This window comes from Chloroflexota bacterium (assembly GCA_026710945.1).
Taxonomy (GTDB): Bacteria; Chloroflexota; UBA11872; order VXOZ01; family VXOZ01; genus VXOZ01.
Genome location: JAPOQA010000067.1, coordinates 39,377 through 55,579, shown reverse-complemented (window position 1 = coordinate 55,579; position 16,203 = coordinate 39,377). Strand labels below are relative to the sequence as shown.

Sequence of the window (16,203 nt, the reverse complement as noted above, 5' to 3'; positions counted from 1 at the left end):
CTATAATCGACTTCACATGTCATTCCGAACGGAGCGCAGCGGAGTGTCGCTCAGAGCGCGGAATCTAAAGCACATCCCCGCAAAGCCAGCATCTTTAGATTCCGCGTCTTTGACGAAGTCAGCGAACCCTGTTCGACGCTGCGCTCGGAATGACATTTACATACCCCTGTCAGCCGTACCGTCCACTGAGCGGACAAGATTTCGCAGTGCAGGGAGCCAAGAGGGCATTAGGCGTACCCAGTATGATCGCCGCAAGGCAACGTCACACGGCACTGGCAGATTAATACATCAATGCAACGTAGGAGTTTGAGCATGGAACGACGCAGATTGGGCCAAACCGATATGGACGTAAGTTGGCTGGGCTTTGGCGCGGCTCGTATCGCCACAGACACCGGCTCACCCGCAGAGGCCGAAGAACTGCTGAACACGCTTCTGGACAACGGCGTCAACTACATCGACACCGCGGAGTGCTACGGTGCAAGCGAAGAGACCCTCGGCAAATTCATCAGCCACCGCCGCGACGAGTACTGGCTCACCACCAAGTGCGGGCACGTCGCCGGTGACATCACCGCGCCGGAGTGGACGGCTGAAGCGGTGACACAGGGCATTGACCAATCCCTGCGCCGCATGCAGACCGATTACCTTGACCTCGTCCACATCCACACCTGCGAGAGCGACGTGCTGCGCCAGGGGGACGTGCTGCGCGCCCTGCAGGACGCCCAAGCAGCCGGCAAGACCCGCTACATCGGCTTTAGCGGCGACAACGAGGTGGCGGTGGAAGCCATCGGCATGGGCGTCTTTGCCACGCTGCTCACGTCGTTCAATGTGGTCGACCAGAGTGGGTTGGATGAGGTTCTGCCCGCTGCTGAAGCCGCCGGCATGGGCATCATTGCCAAGCGCCCTATCGCCAACGCCGCGTTCAACCGGCCTGCCTCACCGTACAGCTACGCCGACGATTACTGGCAGCGCGCGCAGCGCTTCACGCTGCCGGACGGCGCGCCGGCAGACGGTGTGGCGCTGGCGCTACGCTTCTGCCACTCATTCGACTACATCGATACGGCCATCGTCGGCATCGACAGTCTTGACCAATTGCGCAGCAATATCAAGCAGGTCGCGGCCGGGCCGCTGCCCTCGTCCGTACTAACGTCATTGAGAGAGCAATTTAGAGAACACGGTCAAGACTGGTCGCAGCTAATGTAAATGAATTTCTGCGCCTTCGCGGAATTCAATAAACAGTAGTTCGTCATCCAAGGTCCATGCGTAGTTAGTTGGCTACCGATCGTGCTGAGGGGGCCTTGCGAAACCCGTGTCGAAGCACGCACGGTGTTGCGAACCGCAATTCCTGCTCCCTCGAGCGGGCTCTTCGACAAGCTCAGAGCCTGCCCCGTACTTGGTTCAGGAGCGAGCGGATGACAGTGCCCTATCACCCATTTGAGTTATTCTCTCGCGCACCGGCGCCCTGCCTTCTCGATTGAGCACGGCTCGGCAAGCCAAAATACCATAAGAAGATTACAGCGCTAACGCCGGTCAGAGCCGCGCTCGCCAAAAAGAAGCTCTGATAGCCGTAGATGCCTACCAGGTAGCCGCCGGCGAACCCCATGGTGCCCCAGCCGATTCCCGCCACCATGTTGGCGACACCGGCGGCAGTCTCCCGCCAGCGCGCGGGCACGACTTCCATCGTGTGGCGCAAGCTGCACGGGCGCTGAATGTACGTAAAGCTGACCAGCCCCGCGTAGCCTACCGCCGCGCCGGCCCAATGCGGGGTGAGCGCAAATGCCACGGTGCTCAGCGCCATGCCCAGGCTAGCCCACACGATTACTGGCTCAAGACCCCACCGCCGCGCAAGAAAGGGTGACATGAGAGCAGCAAAGCCGCCTACAAGCTGCCCGACCGCGGCCAACATCCCGATCTGCGCCGTGGGCATCGCCAAGATCTCATCTAGATAGACGTTGAAAAACGTGCGCTGGGCTCCCTCAGATGCGATACGCAGCATGATGACCAAGCCCATCATCGTGATGATGAGAATCGGCAGACCCGACGCGGACCTGCTCGTGCGCACTGGCGGCTCTGGGTCTTGAGTGAGTGACGCAGTCGCGGTGGTATTTAAGAGCGCTACGACGCCGACGAGCAAGGCGACCGCCGCCACCAGCAACGCCAACGCGAATGAGGCCGTGTCGGTGATGGGCAGCAGTCTCGCCAACGTCCCCGGCAGAAAGCCACCGACCAGAGCACCGACAAAAGCTGCTATAGGGCTCATGCCGACCCGCAGAGAATAAAGGTACATGCGCTCGCGGGGAGTCGTGGACTGCAGCATGAACGGATTGCTGTTCACGAAATAGGCGTCGAGCCCCATGGAGGTGACAGTATACGTGACGGCAATCCACGCCACCTGCAGAGTACCTTCCAGGAATTGCGCGGCGGGGAGCAAGCCCGTGCCCAAGGCGGCGAGCACGAAACCCACCTGCAGCATGCGCCGCGTGCCAAAGCGCGCCCCTAAAGCGCCCGCCGGTATGCTGAACACGGCGTACGCTACAAAGCCCATGCCGTTTATCAACCCAACGACCGTAGGCCCATACCCGAGGCGGAGCAGGTAGAGATTGAGGAGCACGGCATAGATGCCGAAGAAGGCGAACCCGAGGAGCAGCGCGCTGAGAATGAAGATCCGCACGTTGCGGTTGAAGAGCCGCAACGCCTGGAAATAGCCGGTCACCGCCATCGCGTCTTGGGTCGTCTGCACGTGGTTCCCGCCCTCTACAAACGAAATCGCGCCGCGTTCAAAACGGCGCGCTTTCCAGCCGTGTGCAGGGGGTATGGTACCACGCGAGTGCGGCGATACGCTTAGTCGCAGTGCTGCTCAGACGAGGCACAATTGGCAACGGCGCCCGCTCGGCCTTCTACTTGAGGTGAAGGTTGACGTGCTCGAACGCCACTTCCCCCGCCAGTACTGCGCTGCGCAGTGCTGTGGGCAGTAGAGTGTCGCACGGAGGAATTTTACTACCTTCCTTGGACTGTAGGGGGTCTCCAGGGTGCGAGCCTGTATCGCGCGCACTATCGCCGGAGAGCAGTCCCCAGACGGTGCGGCTGCCCCGATATCCTCCTTCGCACTTGTTGCAACCAGCCGCCCTGTAAAGCTGCGCCCCGGCAGAGGCACGCAGGAGTTCAACCTCGTCTGATGCCATGGCACGCGGCTCCCGGCAGTCCGGACATAACCTTGGCAAGACAATGAACTCGCTGGCGGCAAGAAAATAAGGAGAGCGTTCGCATTGCTCCAAGCCAAGCCCTGCAAGGTATTCAAGGGCAGCTCGAATTGAAGCTCTCTGCACCTGGACGAAGACTGTAATGCCAGCGGACAACGCGGCCTCAACAGATTCCATCTCAGTGGAGTCTTGGACGTCATCCAGCAAGATTACATCCGGGCATAGGCCCATGGCCATCTGCCATGGGCCGGCATCGTCAGTGTTTTCGGCCTCTCTGCTATTAATGTGCACGGTGTTTTCGGACTGGTAGTTGGAAAATCCATCAATGGATGCCACGAGCTTCCCCTGTAATTCCAAGTATTGTGCCAGGGCCAGACGATGCTCTTGCACTACGCGATAGTGGCTACCCGTAAGCACGAATAGGCCGGGCTTCCCCACCAGCAAGCGGCGCAAGGCCTTGCACTGCTCTGCTGTATAGCCAATATCCGCAAGGGTCTGCGCCGCACCGACATGGAAGAATTGGAGGTGGAGCCGTTCGCCGGCATGACTTGGCACGACGCTCAGTCGTATCTGCGCCGAATAATTCTCGTCCGCGTGCCTGAAGATAGCTACACTGGAGACGCCGGCGCCATCATTGGGGAGTGATGCAAGCGCCTTGAGTTCTGTCTTCAGGCGGTCACCAAGCTCGCATTCCACGCGCGCAACTTCGTGGATGCGACCCAAAGTGCGCACTAAGAGCTTGTCACCGCTTGCTGTCAGGTTCACATAGAAGTCGCTCGCTTGCGCCGCCATGCAATCGAGCAACAGCCTCTTCACCGCTTCCTTTGAGCCGGCTTCGTCGTCTGCAATGTCAATCTCGGGCAGATCGACAATGCCATGCTCGGCAAGGCGATCCGTGAAGATACGGACAAGGGTTTCCGCATTCTGGCGCCTACCCGCAAGCTCGCCGGCGGCCGCCGCAACGTCATCTTCCTGAAACGTCAGCACCGCATCACTCTTGTTCGCCTTAAGCACGCCATCTTTGATGAGGCGATAGACGCGAGAACGGCTCAGTGAGAGCCGCGCCATTACGTTCTCAACGCCCATAGTTGCTGCTGCCCGCCGACTCTTGGCAGCAGTTTGCTCTGTCGAGTGCTCTAGGGAGTGCTGTACCTCTTTAGCCATTGGTATTCCTCGCCCGTGAGGCTCACATCTTTAGCTGGTATCGTTACCGTCAGGCCGGCGTCGGCGAACTCTTGGCGCAGTTCGGTGATGAGTTCACCGTAAAGGTTTACGGACTTCGAAGCTGTCCAGCCAAGCAGTTGGGCCCGTTCTTCGTCTGCCGACACCTCGAGCATCTTGAAACGCGGTGCCGGATCGTCCAGGATTGCGGGGTGGTTCTGCAGCTTGTCCAATGCGATGTCTTTCACCCAATCCAGGTCCACCTCGTAGGAGGCGGCCAGGGGAATTTGCAGCACGCGCATGTCATAACTCGAGTGGTTGATTATCTTATTTCGCCAAAGCACACCGTTCGGCACAACGATGCGCGCATTATCCAGGGTAAGCAGCCCAGTGTAGCTGAGGTTCACGTGCGTTACGAAGCCGATTTGCTGCGGCGGACCAAACTCGATAAGGTCGCCCTTGCCGAAGGGCTTGGCTCCCAGCATCATCAGTCCGGCGAAGTAATTCGCAATGGACCGCCGAGCGCCCATGCCGATGATGATCCCGGTAATGCCGACCGACACCAGGAACGACTCAATGGGAAACCCAATCTGCTTCAGCGCTGCCGTAAGCATGATTGCCAGGAAGAAGTACCGGGCAAGCGTGCTCACATAGCCCCACGTGATCTCATCCCATCCCACTCGAGTAACCAGACCGTCCACGCTGCGCTTGACCCAGTAAGAGCCGAACCAGCCAACGAGGGCAATGACCAACGCCCCCACCAATGAAGGTAGGTAGTCTCGGAGGTAGAGAAGAAACTCATTGAGAATTGTCACAGCTCAATTTCCCAAATACTGTCCGCAGATGAGTTGCTGGCGGAAACGCCTGCGTGCATCCGACCACGATTCGGACTCTAGTATACCCGGTGCCCAAGCAGGGACCGTGATTCCAGATATGTAACCGGCGGGAAAGGTGTGCGAAAACGCCACAAGTCATTTGGTGGACTCACTCAAACAGCAAAGCGACCATTGGACACGCGACTTTCACGTGCCGAGGTTTACAGCGTGGCCATCACCTTCTTCACGTGGGCCGCCGCCTCGGTCACGCATTCAACACTGTTGCAGTGCTCAATGTGCATGGCGACGTCGAGGCCCCGGTCGAGCATCGCGCGAAAGATCTCCGCGTACGGCACCTCGCCCTCACCCACTGGACGCTCTTCCTTCGCGTCGGTGCGGTAGACGGCGTCCTTCACGTGGCCGTTGATGATGCGGTCGGCGTAACGCTCGATAACCAGCAGCGGATCGCTGCCGACAACGTAGTAGTTGGTGGGATCGTAGTTCAGCCAGAAGTTCGGGTGGTCGACCAGTTCCATGAGTCGCTCGACCCGCTCCAACGTGTGCACGAAACACGGCGGATCGGCCTCCAGCGCAAAGCGGATGCCGCGCTCCGCAGACCGCTCGCAGACCGCACGCGTGATGTCCGCGCACGCCTCCCACGTATCGGCCTGGGGCACGCCCGGCGCCTGCGACATGACGCGGGTGAAGAAGATGTCCACGTCCAACACCTCGCACGCGTCGAGCGCGAAGTCGAGCTGTTCCAGGACCTCTTCCCGGAGAGTCGGGTCACAAAGGCCCATTGCGCCACCCATGGATGTCACCTCTACACCCAATGCGGCGCACGCCTCCTTCAGTTCATTGCAGTCCGCCAACGACGCAAACTCCGTCCGCGCCACCTCGATAGCAGGCAAATCTAGTGCCGACGCAAGCTGTACCTTTTGCCGAAACGAAAACGCCTTCAACCCCGGTGTGCGATAGCCAAAGCGTATCATAGTGCCTCCAACTGCAAGAATACTCAATGTCAGACTGAACCAGGGCGCATGCGCAACGCGCCTTTGCACCAGCGCAAGTAGCCAATAATTAGAGCTTATCTCATTGATGCATCGCTCTGTTAGAACCGCCCTTCGACAGGCTCAGGACGAACGGAACGGCAAGAATCCGTTCGTGCTTCGACAAGGACTTCGCGCAACACTCAGCACGAATCGGCTATCGAACCGATTTATGAGATTGCTTTTAGTCGTCGTCTCTTGGCGCGACGGCTTGCGGGCCCCAGTTGCCGTAGACCTCGATGGTCTGGTTTTCCAGCTTGGGGCGGACGCTGCGCACCATGATGCCGGGGCGGCCCATGGCCTGGCCGCTCACCTGGAGGTTGCGCGGGTTGCGGTAGCCGAAGCGCACCACGCGCCGCCAGCGGGGCTGCTCGTTCAGCGCGGAGCCGTGGATGGTCCAGATGCTGAAGAGCACCACGTCGCCCGGGTCTGCCGGCACGGAGACGGCATCTTGCAGGCGGTACACGTTCTGATCGAGGTGCGGCGAGCCCTCGCGGCTGTGCTCCAACGGCCCCAGCTTGTGGCTGCCTTCCAGGAACTTCAAGCAGCCGCTGGTCTCGTCGGCGCCGTCCACGTGCACGATGGCATCGATGTAGCGCCCGTCCTGGTGGGGATAGAAGGGGTAGTCCTGGTGCATGGGGAAGGGCGTGCCGGTGTCCGGGCCTTTGGCGTGGAGCGTGCTGTGGTGGAACTCCAGGTCCGGCCCGATGATGTCGGCGATTGACTGCACCAACCGCTCCTGCACGAACGCCCGCGCCCAGGCCTCGCTGTAGCTCTGCAGCTCGTGGATGGTCACCAAGAGGCTCTTGGCGTCCGCGTCCTCTTCCATCAGTTGCTTGCGCCACGGGCCGCTCCAGCCTTTGCCGTGGGTGGCAAAGTACTGGATAATGTGGTCGAGCTCCTCGCTGAGCGCCCCGACTTCGTCCGGACTGAAGACCTGCTTCAGCCGCAGGTAGCCGTGTTCGTTAAAGAATTCCACATCGTCTACGGAAAGTTTTCCTGATTCTGCAACGGCAACACTCATCACTTCAGACTCCTCTCGGTTAGACTGAATTGAATACGAAAGTAGCGAATCGCGTCTGTCGAAACGTGCTAGTTGCTATGCTGCTGCGGCGCCAACATCTTGTCAAGGCGCGCAAGCATTCAATCACAAATTGCGTGGGCAATACACAACTCGAATTGTACCTGCAGGCCAACAATTGACAAATAAGCGCAGCCGCTTCAATATAGAGCGCGAGAAGCGCAAATCCACATCCAGCCTGCCTTCCGTGCAACCTGTGTCGCCTCTGCGCTGCTCCCTGATTGGGACCGGCTTTCCGGCGCATGTGGAGAGCGTTCAATTCAGTCTTCTATCGTCGTGCCAGCTTAGCTAAGAAGACATTCCTGCCACCAGGCGGAGCGCAAGTTCCCGCTAATCGGTCGCACGTCGTTTTCTGTGTTCTCGTGGAGCAATCGCAGCGCGACATAAACGGTTCCCGGAGTAAGGACGAAGAAGGATCTGCCATGCTTGCCGACCGCATGTTCCGTGCCGCCATGCTCGATCCGCTGGTGTTCGACGAGATCAAAGAAGACCGCAATGCATTGACCCAAGCAGTGCAGGTCGTTATCATCGTTGGTGTTATCGGCGTCATCAGCAGTCTCGTGCAGTTGCTCAATACCCCGGCGGAGTCTGGGGTAGAGGATAGTGTTTCCACCAACATAGCCACATCTGTTGCCACTGCAGTCCTTGGCTGGCTGCTGTGGGCGTTCCTTGCCTACCTGCTGGGAACCGGTGTCTTTGGCGGCACAGCCAGCTACCTGCAAATGCTCCGCGCGATTGGTTTTGCCCAATCGCCGTCGGTCATTTCCATACTCTCCGTGCCATTGGTCTTCATTCCGGCTGCCGGGGCAGTCCTGGGCGGTCTCTTGGGGCTTGCGGCGGCACTTTGGGTCCTCATAGTAGACGTCATCGCAACGCGACAGACCCTGGGGATTAGTACCGGCAAGGCCACGATCATTACGGTTTCCATTGCAGTCGCCATGATCGTAATATTCTCAGCCGTATCGTTTGCGCTCTTTCCTGAGAACTTCCAAATCGATAACGTGTGAAGGAACTTGCGTAGCGCTCAATTGACGACAATGGGCGGCGCGCGACCGGCGTAGGTTGCAGCCGGGAGATTCTCGCACGGCATTGTCCCATGACCGGGGAGGAAATCCGCTAGGATTCAATAATTCGCATACTAAGCTTGCAGGTTCTAATTCAATATGCTAGAATTTGGCAATAACTGGAGTTCTAATTTCCAGTTCTGGGTGGTGGAGCATCCACATTCGTCTGAGAAGCACAAAGAAAGGAAGAAGCCATGCTCGTTAACCGCATGATTCGAGCTGCCATGCTCGATCCTCGGCTGTATGAGGAGGTGGAGCACGACCGCAACGCTACCAGTCAAGCTGTGCAAGTGGTACTCATCGTCGCTCTTGCCAGCGGTATCGGTGGCGCGTTATGGAAACTCCTAACCTTGAATCCAATCGATGCCGTATCAGGCCTCGTGGGCGGCATTCTTGTCGCAGTACTCGGCTGGCTGACCTGGGCCCTCGTTACCTACATCATTGGCGCCAAATTGCTTGGCGGCACGGCCACATACGGGGAGATGCTGCGCACGCTCGGCTTTGCCCAGTCGCCAAACGTGCTCCTAGTCTTCATGGGCGTGCTGGGAGCTATCCCCTTGATCGGCGGCTTGCTGCGGCTCGCCCTGCTTATCTGGGTTCTCCTCGCCGGCCTCATCGCTATCCGTCAAGCCCTCGACGTGGGTACCGGCAAGGCTATCCTAACGGCAATCATCGGTTGGGTTGTGATGGCAATCCTAGTCACCATAGTAGCTTCTGTGTTTGGCATCGGCGTTCCAGCTCCAACAGCGTAGCAGTTTGGCGGCGTCCTTTTAGTCTCAGAGTCGTGACTGGCTAGATGCGGTAAAGCGTAGAGCCTGGCTGTTTCGGGCCAATTCCCTGAATAATTTACACTTGAGTCGGATACAGCAATAGAATCTGTGGGTAGTCGCTAGAGTCAATGAGTTCTCTTCCGTTCCATTTCCCTGAAGTCTATGAAGGGCTTGCGGAAGCCGAAGGCCTCCTGGTCCTCACTTCCAATGCCATAGTGCTCGAGTATCAGATCAAGGATATCTTTACCGGCGCTTTCAAATCAGATTTAAAGAAGGTCGTTCTGCCCTTCGAGCAGATTGATGACGTTGAGTTCCGGACAAACTTCCTGAGAACAGACATCGCTATCCAGATGAATAGTATGGAGCTCGTGGAAGATGTTCCCAACGCCAAACAGGGCAGAGTCCGGTTGAAGATTCCTCGTAAGTACCGCAGGGAAGCGGCTACCCTCGCTCACGAAGTTTCCATCACAGTTTCTGATCGCAAGATCGAAAAGCTCGAACGTGATTTAGGCGGCGAGTGACCGTGAGACTGTCCCGATAGCCCCGTCTGCACGGCTCGGTACATAGGCTGTGAGCGGGTTTCCAAAGCGATCACTTGCAGATACAGCTTATAGACCGATGATGTGGTAGCCCGCGTCCACGTGGATGGTCTCGCCGGTAACGCCGGACGATAGTGAGGAGGCCAGGTAGAGAGCGGTATCGCCGACTTCCGCTTGGGTGATGTTGCGGCGCAGAGGCGTACGCTCCGGCAAATCGAGCAGGAAGTTGCGCCCGCCGGGAATGCCTGCCAAAGAGAGGGTGCGCATGGCGCCGGCGGAGATGGCGTTCACCCGAATGTTATGGGGCCCGAGATTCTCGGCCAGGTAGCGCATGTTGGCATCTAGCGTGGCCTTGGCCGGGCCCATGAGCTTATAGCCCGCCACCACACGCTCGCCGCCCAGATACGTCAGCGCCATAATGCTGCCGCCACCGGCCTTCTGCATGAGCGGCAGCGCGGCTCGCGAAAGCGTAATCAATGAGTGTGCGCTGATTTCTATCGCCTGCAGAAAACCGTCGCGGGACGTATCCACAAACTCTTTCGCGAATTCGTCCCGGTTGGCGAACGCAAGACTGTGCACCAGAATATCCAGCGAGCCGAACTCTTGCTCGACGAGCGCAAAGAGCGCCTCAACCTCGTCAGGATGCGTCACGTCGCAGGGCGCTACCAACGGGTTATCAAGTGTAGCGGCGAGGTCCTGCACGCGCGTGGCCAAGCGTTCCACTTGGTAGTTTAAAGCAATGCGCGCCCCGGCGCCGGCCAGCGCCTGCACGATGGCCCAGGCCGCGCTCTCTTTGTTGGCTACTCCCATGACAAGTGCATGCTTGCCGCGCAAGTCAATCGTGTACATTCCATTACTCCCTAAAGTGAAGCTCTCATTGCCGTCTGCTCGATTCCAAGGCCGCTCAAATCTACACCTGCAAACACGAACCACTCGCTATGACTGACCTTGCCTCTTTCACCGTTAACTAATCATCAGCCGAACTTCATGATACCCCAATGCAGCCCTCGGTACGCGGGCTATGCTATGCCACCGACCGCTACCTGGCCTATGTGTTGACAGAGTGGCAGAGCCGCTTCGACAATGAAGTGAAGCGGTCGCAAGAAAGGATGAGAGCATGGATACGGAGAATTGGCTGCCTGCCGTCGAAGAGGTGCTTGACACTGCCACGCAGTGGTTGCGGAGCATTGGACCGGCGGAGTTGGATCAAGTTCCCGACTGGGGCATTTGGGTCATCCTCGCGATTGGCGTCCTGGTGGTCTTCTCGATCATCTCGCACATAGTAAGCGCCCTGCTGCGACCGATCGTGAGACTAGTGCAGATACTCGCCTTTCTCGCGATTGCCGCCGCCGCGGGAGTATATATCCTGCGGGAACTTGGCTACGTAAACATTGGGATTGGCTAACCAACTCTGGAGAGAGCAGTCTGCAACCACGTCACAAACCTTGTACTTAATGGATCCGGCGCAAGCGCCTGTACAGCCACTCTAGGGCGGCGGAGACTTGATGCTCCCGTACCGGTTCTCTAGGCTGCGCGCTGTCTGGCAAGTGTGCCACGAGAATCTATTGGCGCACAGGTCTTTTCCACTGGTGAACTGCAAGCAGAACACAATCGTCGTGAGCGATGGGAGAAAAGCATGACCACGGAAACGCAATGGGAAGCACACGTGCAAGCAGCCACGGCGCCCGCAGGCATGGTGGCGGCGAAACACCGCCTCGCCGCTCAAGCCGGTTTGGAAGTGCTGCAAGCCGGCGGGAACGCAGTAGACGCCGCAGTCGCGACGGCCTTCGCCGCCGGCGTGGTGGAGCCACCCATGAGCGGCGTCGGCGGAGGCGGCTATATGTCCATCTTCCTAAAGGAATCACAACAGCGTGTAGTCGTGGCTTTTCCCATGCAAGCGCCTCAGGCGGCATCCCCGGACATGTGGGAGTTGGTAGAGGGCTACGATAACGAGCTGTTTGGCTGGCGCTTGGTCAAGGACAATGCCAACATCTACGGCTACTCGTCGATTGCCATACCGGGTATGGTGGCCGGCATGGCGGCAGCGCTGGAGGAATTCGGCACAATCGGTCTGGATAGTGCCGTAGCACCGGCTATTCGCCTGGCTGAAGAGGGCTTTGCGCTATCGTGGTTCGAGACCATGTGGCAAGCGCAAGACCTTGCCCTGCTCAACCGGTTTCCCGCCACTGCCGACACCTTCCTTAGCAACGGCTATCCGCATCGGCTGCCGTTTCTTACAGAGCCGGGAGCAGCGGGCATGCTGCGTCAGCCGGAACTAGGCGTTACGCTGCGCGCCCTTGCAGAGGACGGCCCTTCGGTGCTCTACGGCGGACGGGTTGGGGAACAGATTGCCCGTCACGTTCAGGAAAACGGTGGGATCCTCTCCGCAGAAGACTTTGCCCAGTATGAGGCTACAGTCCATGCGCAGTCAGTCCTGGGCACATACCGCGATGCAAACGTCATCGGCATGCGGGGCGGCACGGGCGCGCCCACCGTAATGGAGATTCTCAACATCCTGGATAACTTCGACGTCCGAGCATTAGGCCACAACTCAGCCGACTACCTGCACGCTTTCATTGAAGCTTCCGGCCAGGCGTTTGCCGACCGTTTTGCCTACATGGCCGATCCGACGCGTGTGCCGGTGCCCCTGGACGGCCTCCTCTCCAAGGAATACGCCGCCGCCATGGCCCGGACGATTGATCTTCAAAAGGCGCAAGCGGAGCGCACGCATGGCGATCCGTGGCAGTATCAGTCCGGCAGCGGGGCTGCGGATTCAAGCCCGCTGCCCAGTTCGTCTGCAGAATCGACCACGCATCTCGCCGCTATGGACGGCGCGGGCAACGCCGTGGCACTCACGCAGACGCTGCTCTCCGCGTGGGGTTCGCGGGTGGTCGTGCCGGGCGCCGGCGTACTCATGAATAACGGCATGATGTGGTACAACCCGGAGCCGGGCACGAGCAACTCGACGGAAGGCGGTAAGAAGCCGCTCAACAACATGTGCCCGATCGTCCTCGAGCGTGACGGCCAGGCACTCGCAGCATTGGGCGCGTCCGGCGGGCGGCGCATTATCAACACGGTTGCTCAGCTTGCCATCAATTTAGTCGACTTCGATTTGGACATTCAAGCCGCGATCAACGCCCCGCGCATGGATTGCAGCACCTTGAATCCAATTGTGAGCATTCGCATTGACCCTGCCGTCTGCGCGGAACTCAGGCAAAGGGGCCACAACATCATCGTGGCGGAGGAAGCATTCCTGCCGCGTTACTTTGCGAGCCCAGTCGCGATTCAGCGGCAAGACGGGTCACTGATCGGCGCTGCCGACCCGTATTACCCAACCTCGGCAGCAATGGGATATTAGAGGGGGATAGAACCTCAATTGTCCTTACGCCTGAGCGCGGTCATAGAGAAACCGGTTGCGCAAGCGGGCAGAGAGCGCTAGTGGAGAACCGCGGTCTTGGCGCAGTCCGGCGGTGAGACGGCGAAATATAAGGATGAGAGAAAGCACCGCAAACGTTAGTACCGTGGCGGGTGAATCACCAAGCGCCACGGCCGCGAAGGGTAGGATTACAATCGAGATCATCATGAAGAGGGGTACGGTGCGACTGTCCTTGCTCTCTTTACCTAGGACTGCGGCCGTAGTCTGCTGCTTGCGGCGTCCCATGACTACATGTGCCGCAAGACCGGCGCCAGCCGGCATGACAGCCCAGAAGAAGGTCATTGGCGATAGAGCAATCACGACGCCGGCCACCACTGAGATGCCGCGCCCTCCTTGAAAGCGGAGAAAGACGGGCCAGCACTGCCCGGCCACTGCCGCAATTGCCGCCAGCCCAATCACGCTGTCATTGAGATCGAGCGCTCGCGCCACAAGCACTGGCGCCACGCCTTTGCCAATATCCAGAACCGCGCCGAGAATACCCGTGAACGGCCCCACTGTGCGCCACAAATTGGTGCCACCAACATTACGGCTGCCTTCATCCCGCAAGTCTACACCGGCAATGCGCCCCAACAGGTAGACAAACGGAACTGCACCCAATAAGTAGGCAGCAAGCATGAGACCGATAACTTGAAATGCCATAGTCTACTTCTCTAACCCCCACACTCCGTCGCCGGCTTCACGCGCGGTCTATGCCAGAGATTACCACGCTAGCGATATCTTGCCCACACAGGCCGCTTTCCTGCAACATAGCGGGCTTGGTATCCTGTTGATGTAGCGGCACCGTTTCCCCTTTAGTTTACGGCAAGCAAGACATGTCTTCACCACTGCATCGCATTGTCATCAAAGTTGGCACAAACTTGCTCACGCAGGCTGGGATGCAACTTAACCGTGAACGCATGGCCGACTATGCGCGCCAGATCGCCCTCCTGCGAGATCAAGGAAAACAGGTGGTGCTCGTCTCCTCTGGCGCCGTAGCAGCCGGCAGAAACGCCGGTGTGCCATCCCCCAGCGGCAAGGGCATTCCGGTCCGGCAGATACTGGCCGCCATCGGTCAGCCGCTTCTCATGCGGACGTATGCGGAACTCTTCGCCCCCTATGGCGTAGCGGTGGCCCAAGCTCTCTTTACGCGGACTGAATTGGAACGCGACGGCTACCTGAACGCGCGCAATACGCTCCTCGGCCTACTGGAAACCGGCGTGCTGCCGATCTGCAACGAGAACGATGTAGTTGCCGTGGCCGAACTCCAGCAGATCGGCGACAATGATACGCTCTCTGCCCTCGTTGCAAATCTGGTGGATGCCGATCTCCTTGCAATCTTGACCGACATCAAGGGTCTCTACACAGCGGACCCGCGCAGCGATACGTCCGCCACCCATGTGCCAATGGTGGCAAGCATTACCCGCGAAGTCGAAGCTATGGCGGGCGGCGCCGGTTCCGCCAGCAGTGTGGGCGGTATGGCAACCAAGATCAAAGCCGCCCGCATGGCTACCGCTGCAGGCACCGATGTCGTTATCTGCCGGGGCACGCTTCCTGACGCGATGCTGGCCGTAGCCGCGGGGGAAGAGATAGGAACGCGGTTCGCGAGCAAGGTCAGCCGCACGAAGAGTCTGCGCGATGCCTGGATGGCCTCGGACCTCGCGCGCGGCCATCGCATCATCGTCGACGCCGGCGCGGCAAATGCGCTCTTGAAGAACGGACGCAGCCTCCTGCCTGCCGGCATAATCGCCGTAGAGGGCACATTTAGTCGAGGGGATACCGTGGAAATTCGCGCCGACGGCGGAGATGCTTTTGCCTGCGGCCTGGTGAACTATCCTTCCGACGAACTGCGGAAGATCATGGGGAGGAAGTCGAGCGAAATCACCAAACTCTTACCTGAATCTTTCGGCGATGAAGCCGTGCACCGTAACAACATGGTATTCCTGTAGTGACGAGGATCCCAGTTGCTCTCGCATTGTCGTGCCGAGGGTCAGATTCATAATAGGTAGACTTCAGGGGGCAGGAGTCTTGTCATATAGCAGTGTAAATCTGCTAGCCAGACCCTTTGAATCAGCGAAGGAGTTTTCCCGTGCCGACTGGCAGAGTCGTCGTCTTCCCACATGAGTTTGCAGCCGAACTCGAAGACTTCTCCATCGAGCCCCCGGGCCCTGGGCAAGTCTTGGTGCAGTCCGAGTACAGTTGCATTAGCGCGGGCACTGAACGCAAGCGCTATATGAATGTGTATGCCGACTCCGGCGTGCCGCAGCGTCCGTTCCCAGTGCGGCCGGGATATGCGAACGTGGGAATCGTGGCGGAAGTCGGCGCGGATGTGACGGCGTACCAGCCGGGCGAGCGCGTCCTCACCATGGCGAACCACACCAGTCACTACCTGCGAACGGTAGAGACGGACGCGATCGATCGCCTACCGCCCAATGTACCGTCTGATGGCGCCGCGCTTGCGGTACTCGCGCAGGTGGCCTTAGCGGGTGTGCGGCGCGCGCCGCCGGAAGTCGGACAGGCGGCTCTGGTAGCCGGGCAGGGTGTTGTCGGCCAGATGGTTGTCCAATTCTTGAAAGCGGCCGGGTGTCGGCCCGTCATCGCGACCGACGTGGCAGATTTCCGGCTGGAACGAGCGCAGCGCAGCGGCGCCGATTTGGCCCTGAACGCCGCCCAAGAAGATGTGTACGCCGCCGTCATGGACGTGACCGGCGGCAACGGCGTCGAACGGGTCTACGATGCCACACCGGTGCCCGACGCGCTGCCGACAAGCCTGCGTGTGGCGGCGACACGCGGCATCATCGTGATGCTTGGCGGCCCCATGGGCAAGGCGGAACTGAACCTCTACGCAGACTTCTTCCGGCGCGACCTCACGCTCATGGGCGTCTTCCAACCGCTGACGCCGACGGAGGCCACACCGCAGGCACCGTGGACTCAGCAGCGCCACCGCCAACTCTATCTCACCATGCTTGAAAGTGGCGCCGTACAGGCTGAGCACCTGATCACCCACGTCGCGTTGCCGACAGATGCTGCCGCCACTTACGCCATGCTCGCCTCAGGCGGGGAGAACTCTCTCGGAGTGCTGTTCGACTGGCGCTAGCTGCTTACCGTCTCCGGA

At 59.2% G+C, this 16,203-nt stretch carries 15 protein-coding genes; 8 read left to right on the top strand and 7 right to left on the bottom strand.

The annotated features are described in order from the left end of the window. The first annotated feature begins 312 nt into the window (after window positions 1-312). Complete coding sequence (locus OXE05_13830) at window positions 313-1,200, top strand: aldo/keto reductase (protein ID MCY4438395.1); 888 nt, start codon at window positions 313-315, stop codon at window positions 1,198-1,200. 223 nt (window positions 1,201-1,423) lie between these two features. On the opposite strand, the gene OXE05_13825 is transcribed toward OXE05_13830, so the two are convergent. The 5 genes from OXE05_13825 to OXE05_13805 all read right to left on the bottom strand — a co-directional run bounded on the left by OXE05_13825 (window position 1,424) and on the right by OXE05_13805 (window position 7,246). Beyond that, window positions 1,424-2,737 (bottom strand): MFS transporter, encoded by a 1,314-nt coding sequence (locus OXE05_13825; GenBank protein MCY4438394.1) that lies wholly within the window; start codon window positions 2,735-2,737, stop codon window positions 1,424-1,426. A gap of 157 nt (window positions 2,738-2,894) precedes the next feature. After that, a complete protein-coding gene (locus tag OXE05_13820) occupies window positions 2,895-4,361 on the bottom strand; it encodes an ATPase, T2SS/T4P/T4SS family (GenBank protein ID MCY4438393.1) in 1,467 nt (488 codons plus the stop codon). Continuing rightward, complete coding sequence (locus OXE05_13815; GenBank protein ID MCY4438392.1) at window positions 4,334-5,173, bottom strand: mechanosensitive ion channel family protein; 840 nt, start codon at window positions 5,171-5,173, stop codon at window positions 4,334-4,336. The genes OXE05_13820 and OXE05_13815 overlap by 28 nt, the downstream gene beginning before the upstream one ends. A gap of 221 nt (window positions 5,174-5,394) precedes the next feature. Beyond that, complete coding sequence (locus tag OXE05_13810) at window positions 5,395-6,165, bottom strand: sugar phosphate isomerase/epimerase (protein ID MCY4438391.1); 771 nt, start codon at window positions 6,163-6,165, stop codon at window positions 5,395-5,397. A 241-nt stretch (window positions 6,166-6,406) separates the two neighbouring features. Further along, a complete protein-coding gene (locus OXE05_13805) occupies window positions 6,407-7,246 on the bottom strand; it encodes a phytanoyl-CoA dioxygenase family protein (GenBank protein MCY4438390.1) in 840 nt (279 codons plus the stop codon). Between the two features lie 479 nt (window positions 7,247-7,725). On the opposite strand from OXE05_13805, the gene OXE05_13800 reads away from it, so the two are divergent. The 3 genes from OXE05_13800 (at window position 7,726) to OXE05_13790 (ending at window position 9,658) form a co-directional block, all read left to right on the top strand. After that, window positions 7,726-8,310 carry a YIP1 family protein gene (locus OXE05_13800; protein ID MCY4438389.1) on the top strand — a complete coding sequence of 195 codons (585 nt, stop codon included), beginning with the start codon at window positions 7,726-7,728 and terminating at the stop codon, window positions 8,308-8,310. A gap of 251 nt (window positions 8,311-8,561) precedes the next feature. After that, window positions 8,562-9,119, top strand: a complete 558-nt coding sequence (locus OXE05_13795; protein MCY4438388.1) for a YIP1 family protein — start codon at window positions 8,562-8,564, stop codon at window positions 9,117-9,119. A 146-nt stretch (window positions 9,120-9,265) separates the two neighbouring features. Then, the gene (locus OXE05_13790) at window positions 9,266-9,658 is read left to right on the top strand and encodes a hypothetical protein (protein ID MCY4438387.1); all 393 of its coding nucleotides are present in this window, start codon (window positions 9,266-9,268) and stop codon (window positions 9,656-9,658) included. Between the two features lie 87 nt (window positions 9,659-9,745). Here the strand turns inward: OXE05_13790 and OXE05_13785 are convergent, their stop codons facing one another. Further along, the gene (locus tag OXE05_13785) at window positions 9,746-10,525 is read right to left on the bottom strand and encodes an enoyl-ACP reductase (protein ID MCY4438386.1); all 780 of its coding nucleotides are present in this window, start codon (window positions 10,523-10,525) and stop codon (window positions 9,746-9,748) included. Window positions 10,526-10,793: 268 nt separating this feature from the next. On the opposite strand from OXE05_13785, the gene OXE05_13780 reads away from it, so the two are divergent. Further along, a complete protein-coding gene (locus OXE05_13780) occupies window positions 10,794-11,081 on the top strand; it encodes a hypothetical protein (GenBank protein MCY4438385.1) in 288 nt (95 codons plus the stop codon). A gap of 231 nt (window positions 11,082-11,312) precedes the next feature. Next, window positions 11,313-13,034 (top strand): gamma-glutamyltransferase, encoded by a 1,722-nt coding sequence (ggt, locus tag OXE05_13775; protein ID MCY4438384.1) that lies wholly within the window; start codon window positions 11,313-11,315, stop codon window positions 13,032-13,034. Between the two features lie 24 nt (window positions 13,035-13,058). Here ggt and OXE05_13770 read toward each other — a convergent pair whose 3' ends face one another. Then, window positions 13,059-13,751, bottom strand: coding sequence for a glycerol-3-phosphate acyltransferase (locus tag OXE05_13770; protein ID MCY4438383.1), 693 nt, complete (start codon window positions 13,749-13,751; stop codon window positions 13,059-13,061). A gap of 173 nt (window positions 13,752-13,924) precedes the next feature. Here OXE05_13770 and proB point away from each other — a divergent pair, with 173 nt between their 5' ends. Continuing rightward, complete coding sequence (gene proB / locus OXE05_13765; protein ID MCY4438382.1) at window positions 13,925-15,037, top strand: glutamate 5-kinase; 1,113 nt, start codon at window positions 13,925-13,927, stop codon at window positions 15,035-15,037. A gap of 140 nt (window positions 15,038-15,177) precedes the next feature. Continuing rightward, complete coding sequence (locus OXE05_13760; protein MCY4438381.1) at window positions 15,178-16,185, top strand: zinc-binding alcohol dehydrogenase; 1,008 nt, start codon at window positions 15,178-15,180, stop codon at window positions 16,183-16,185. Window positions 16,186-16,203: the final 18 nt, after the last annotated feature.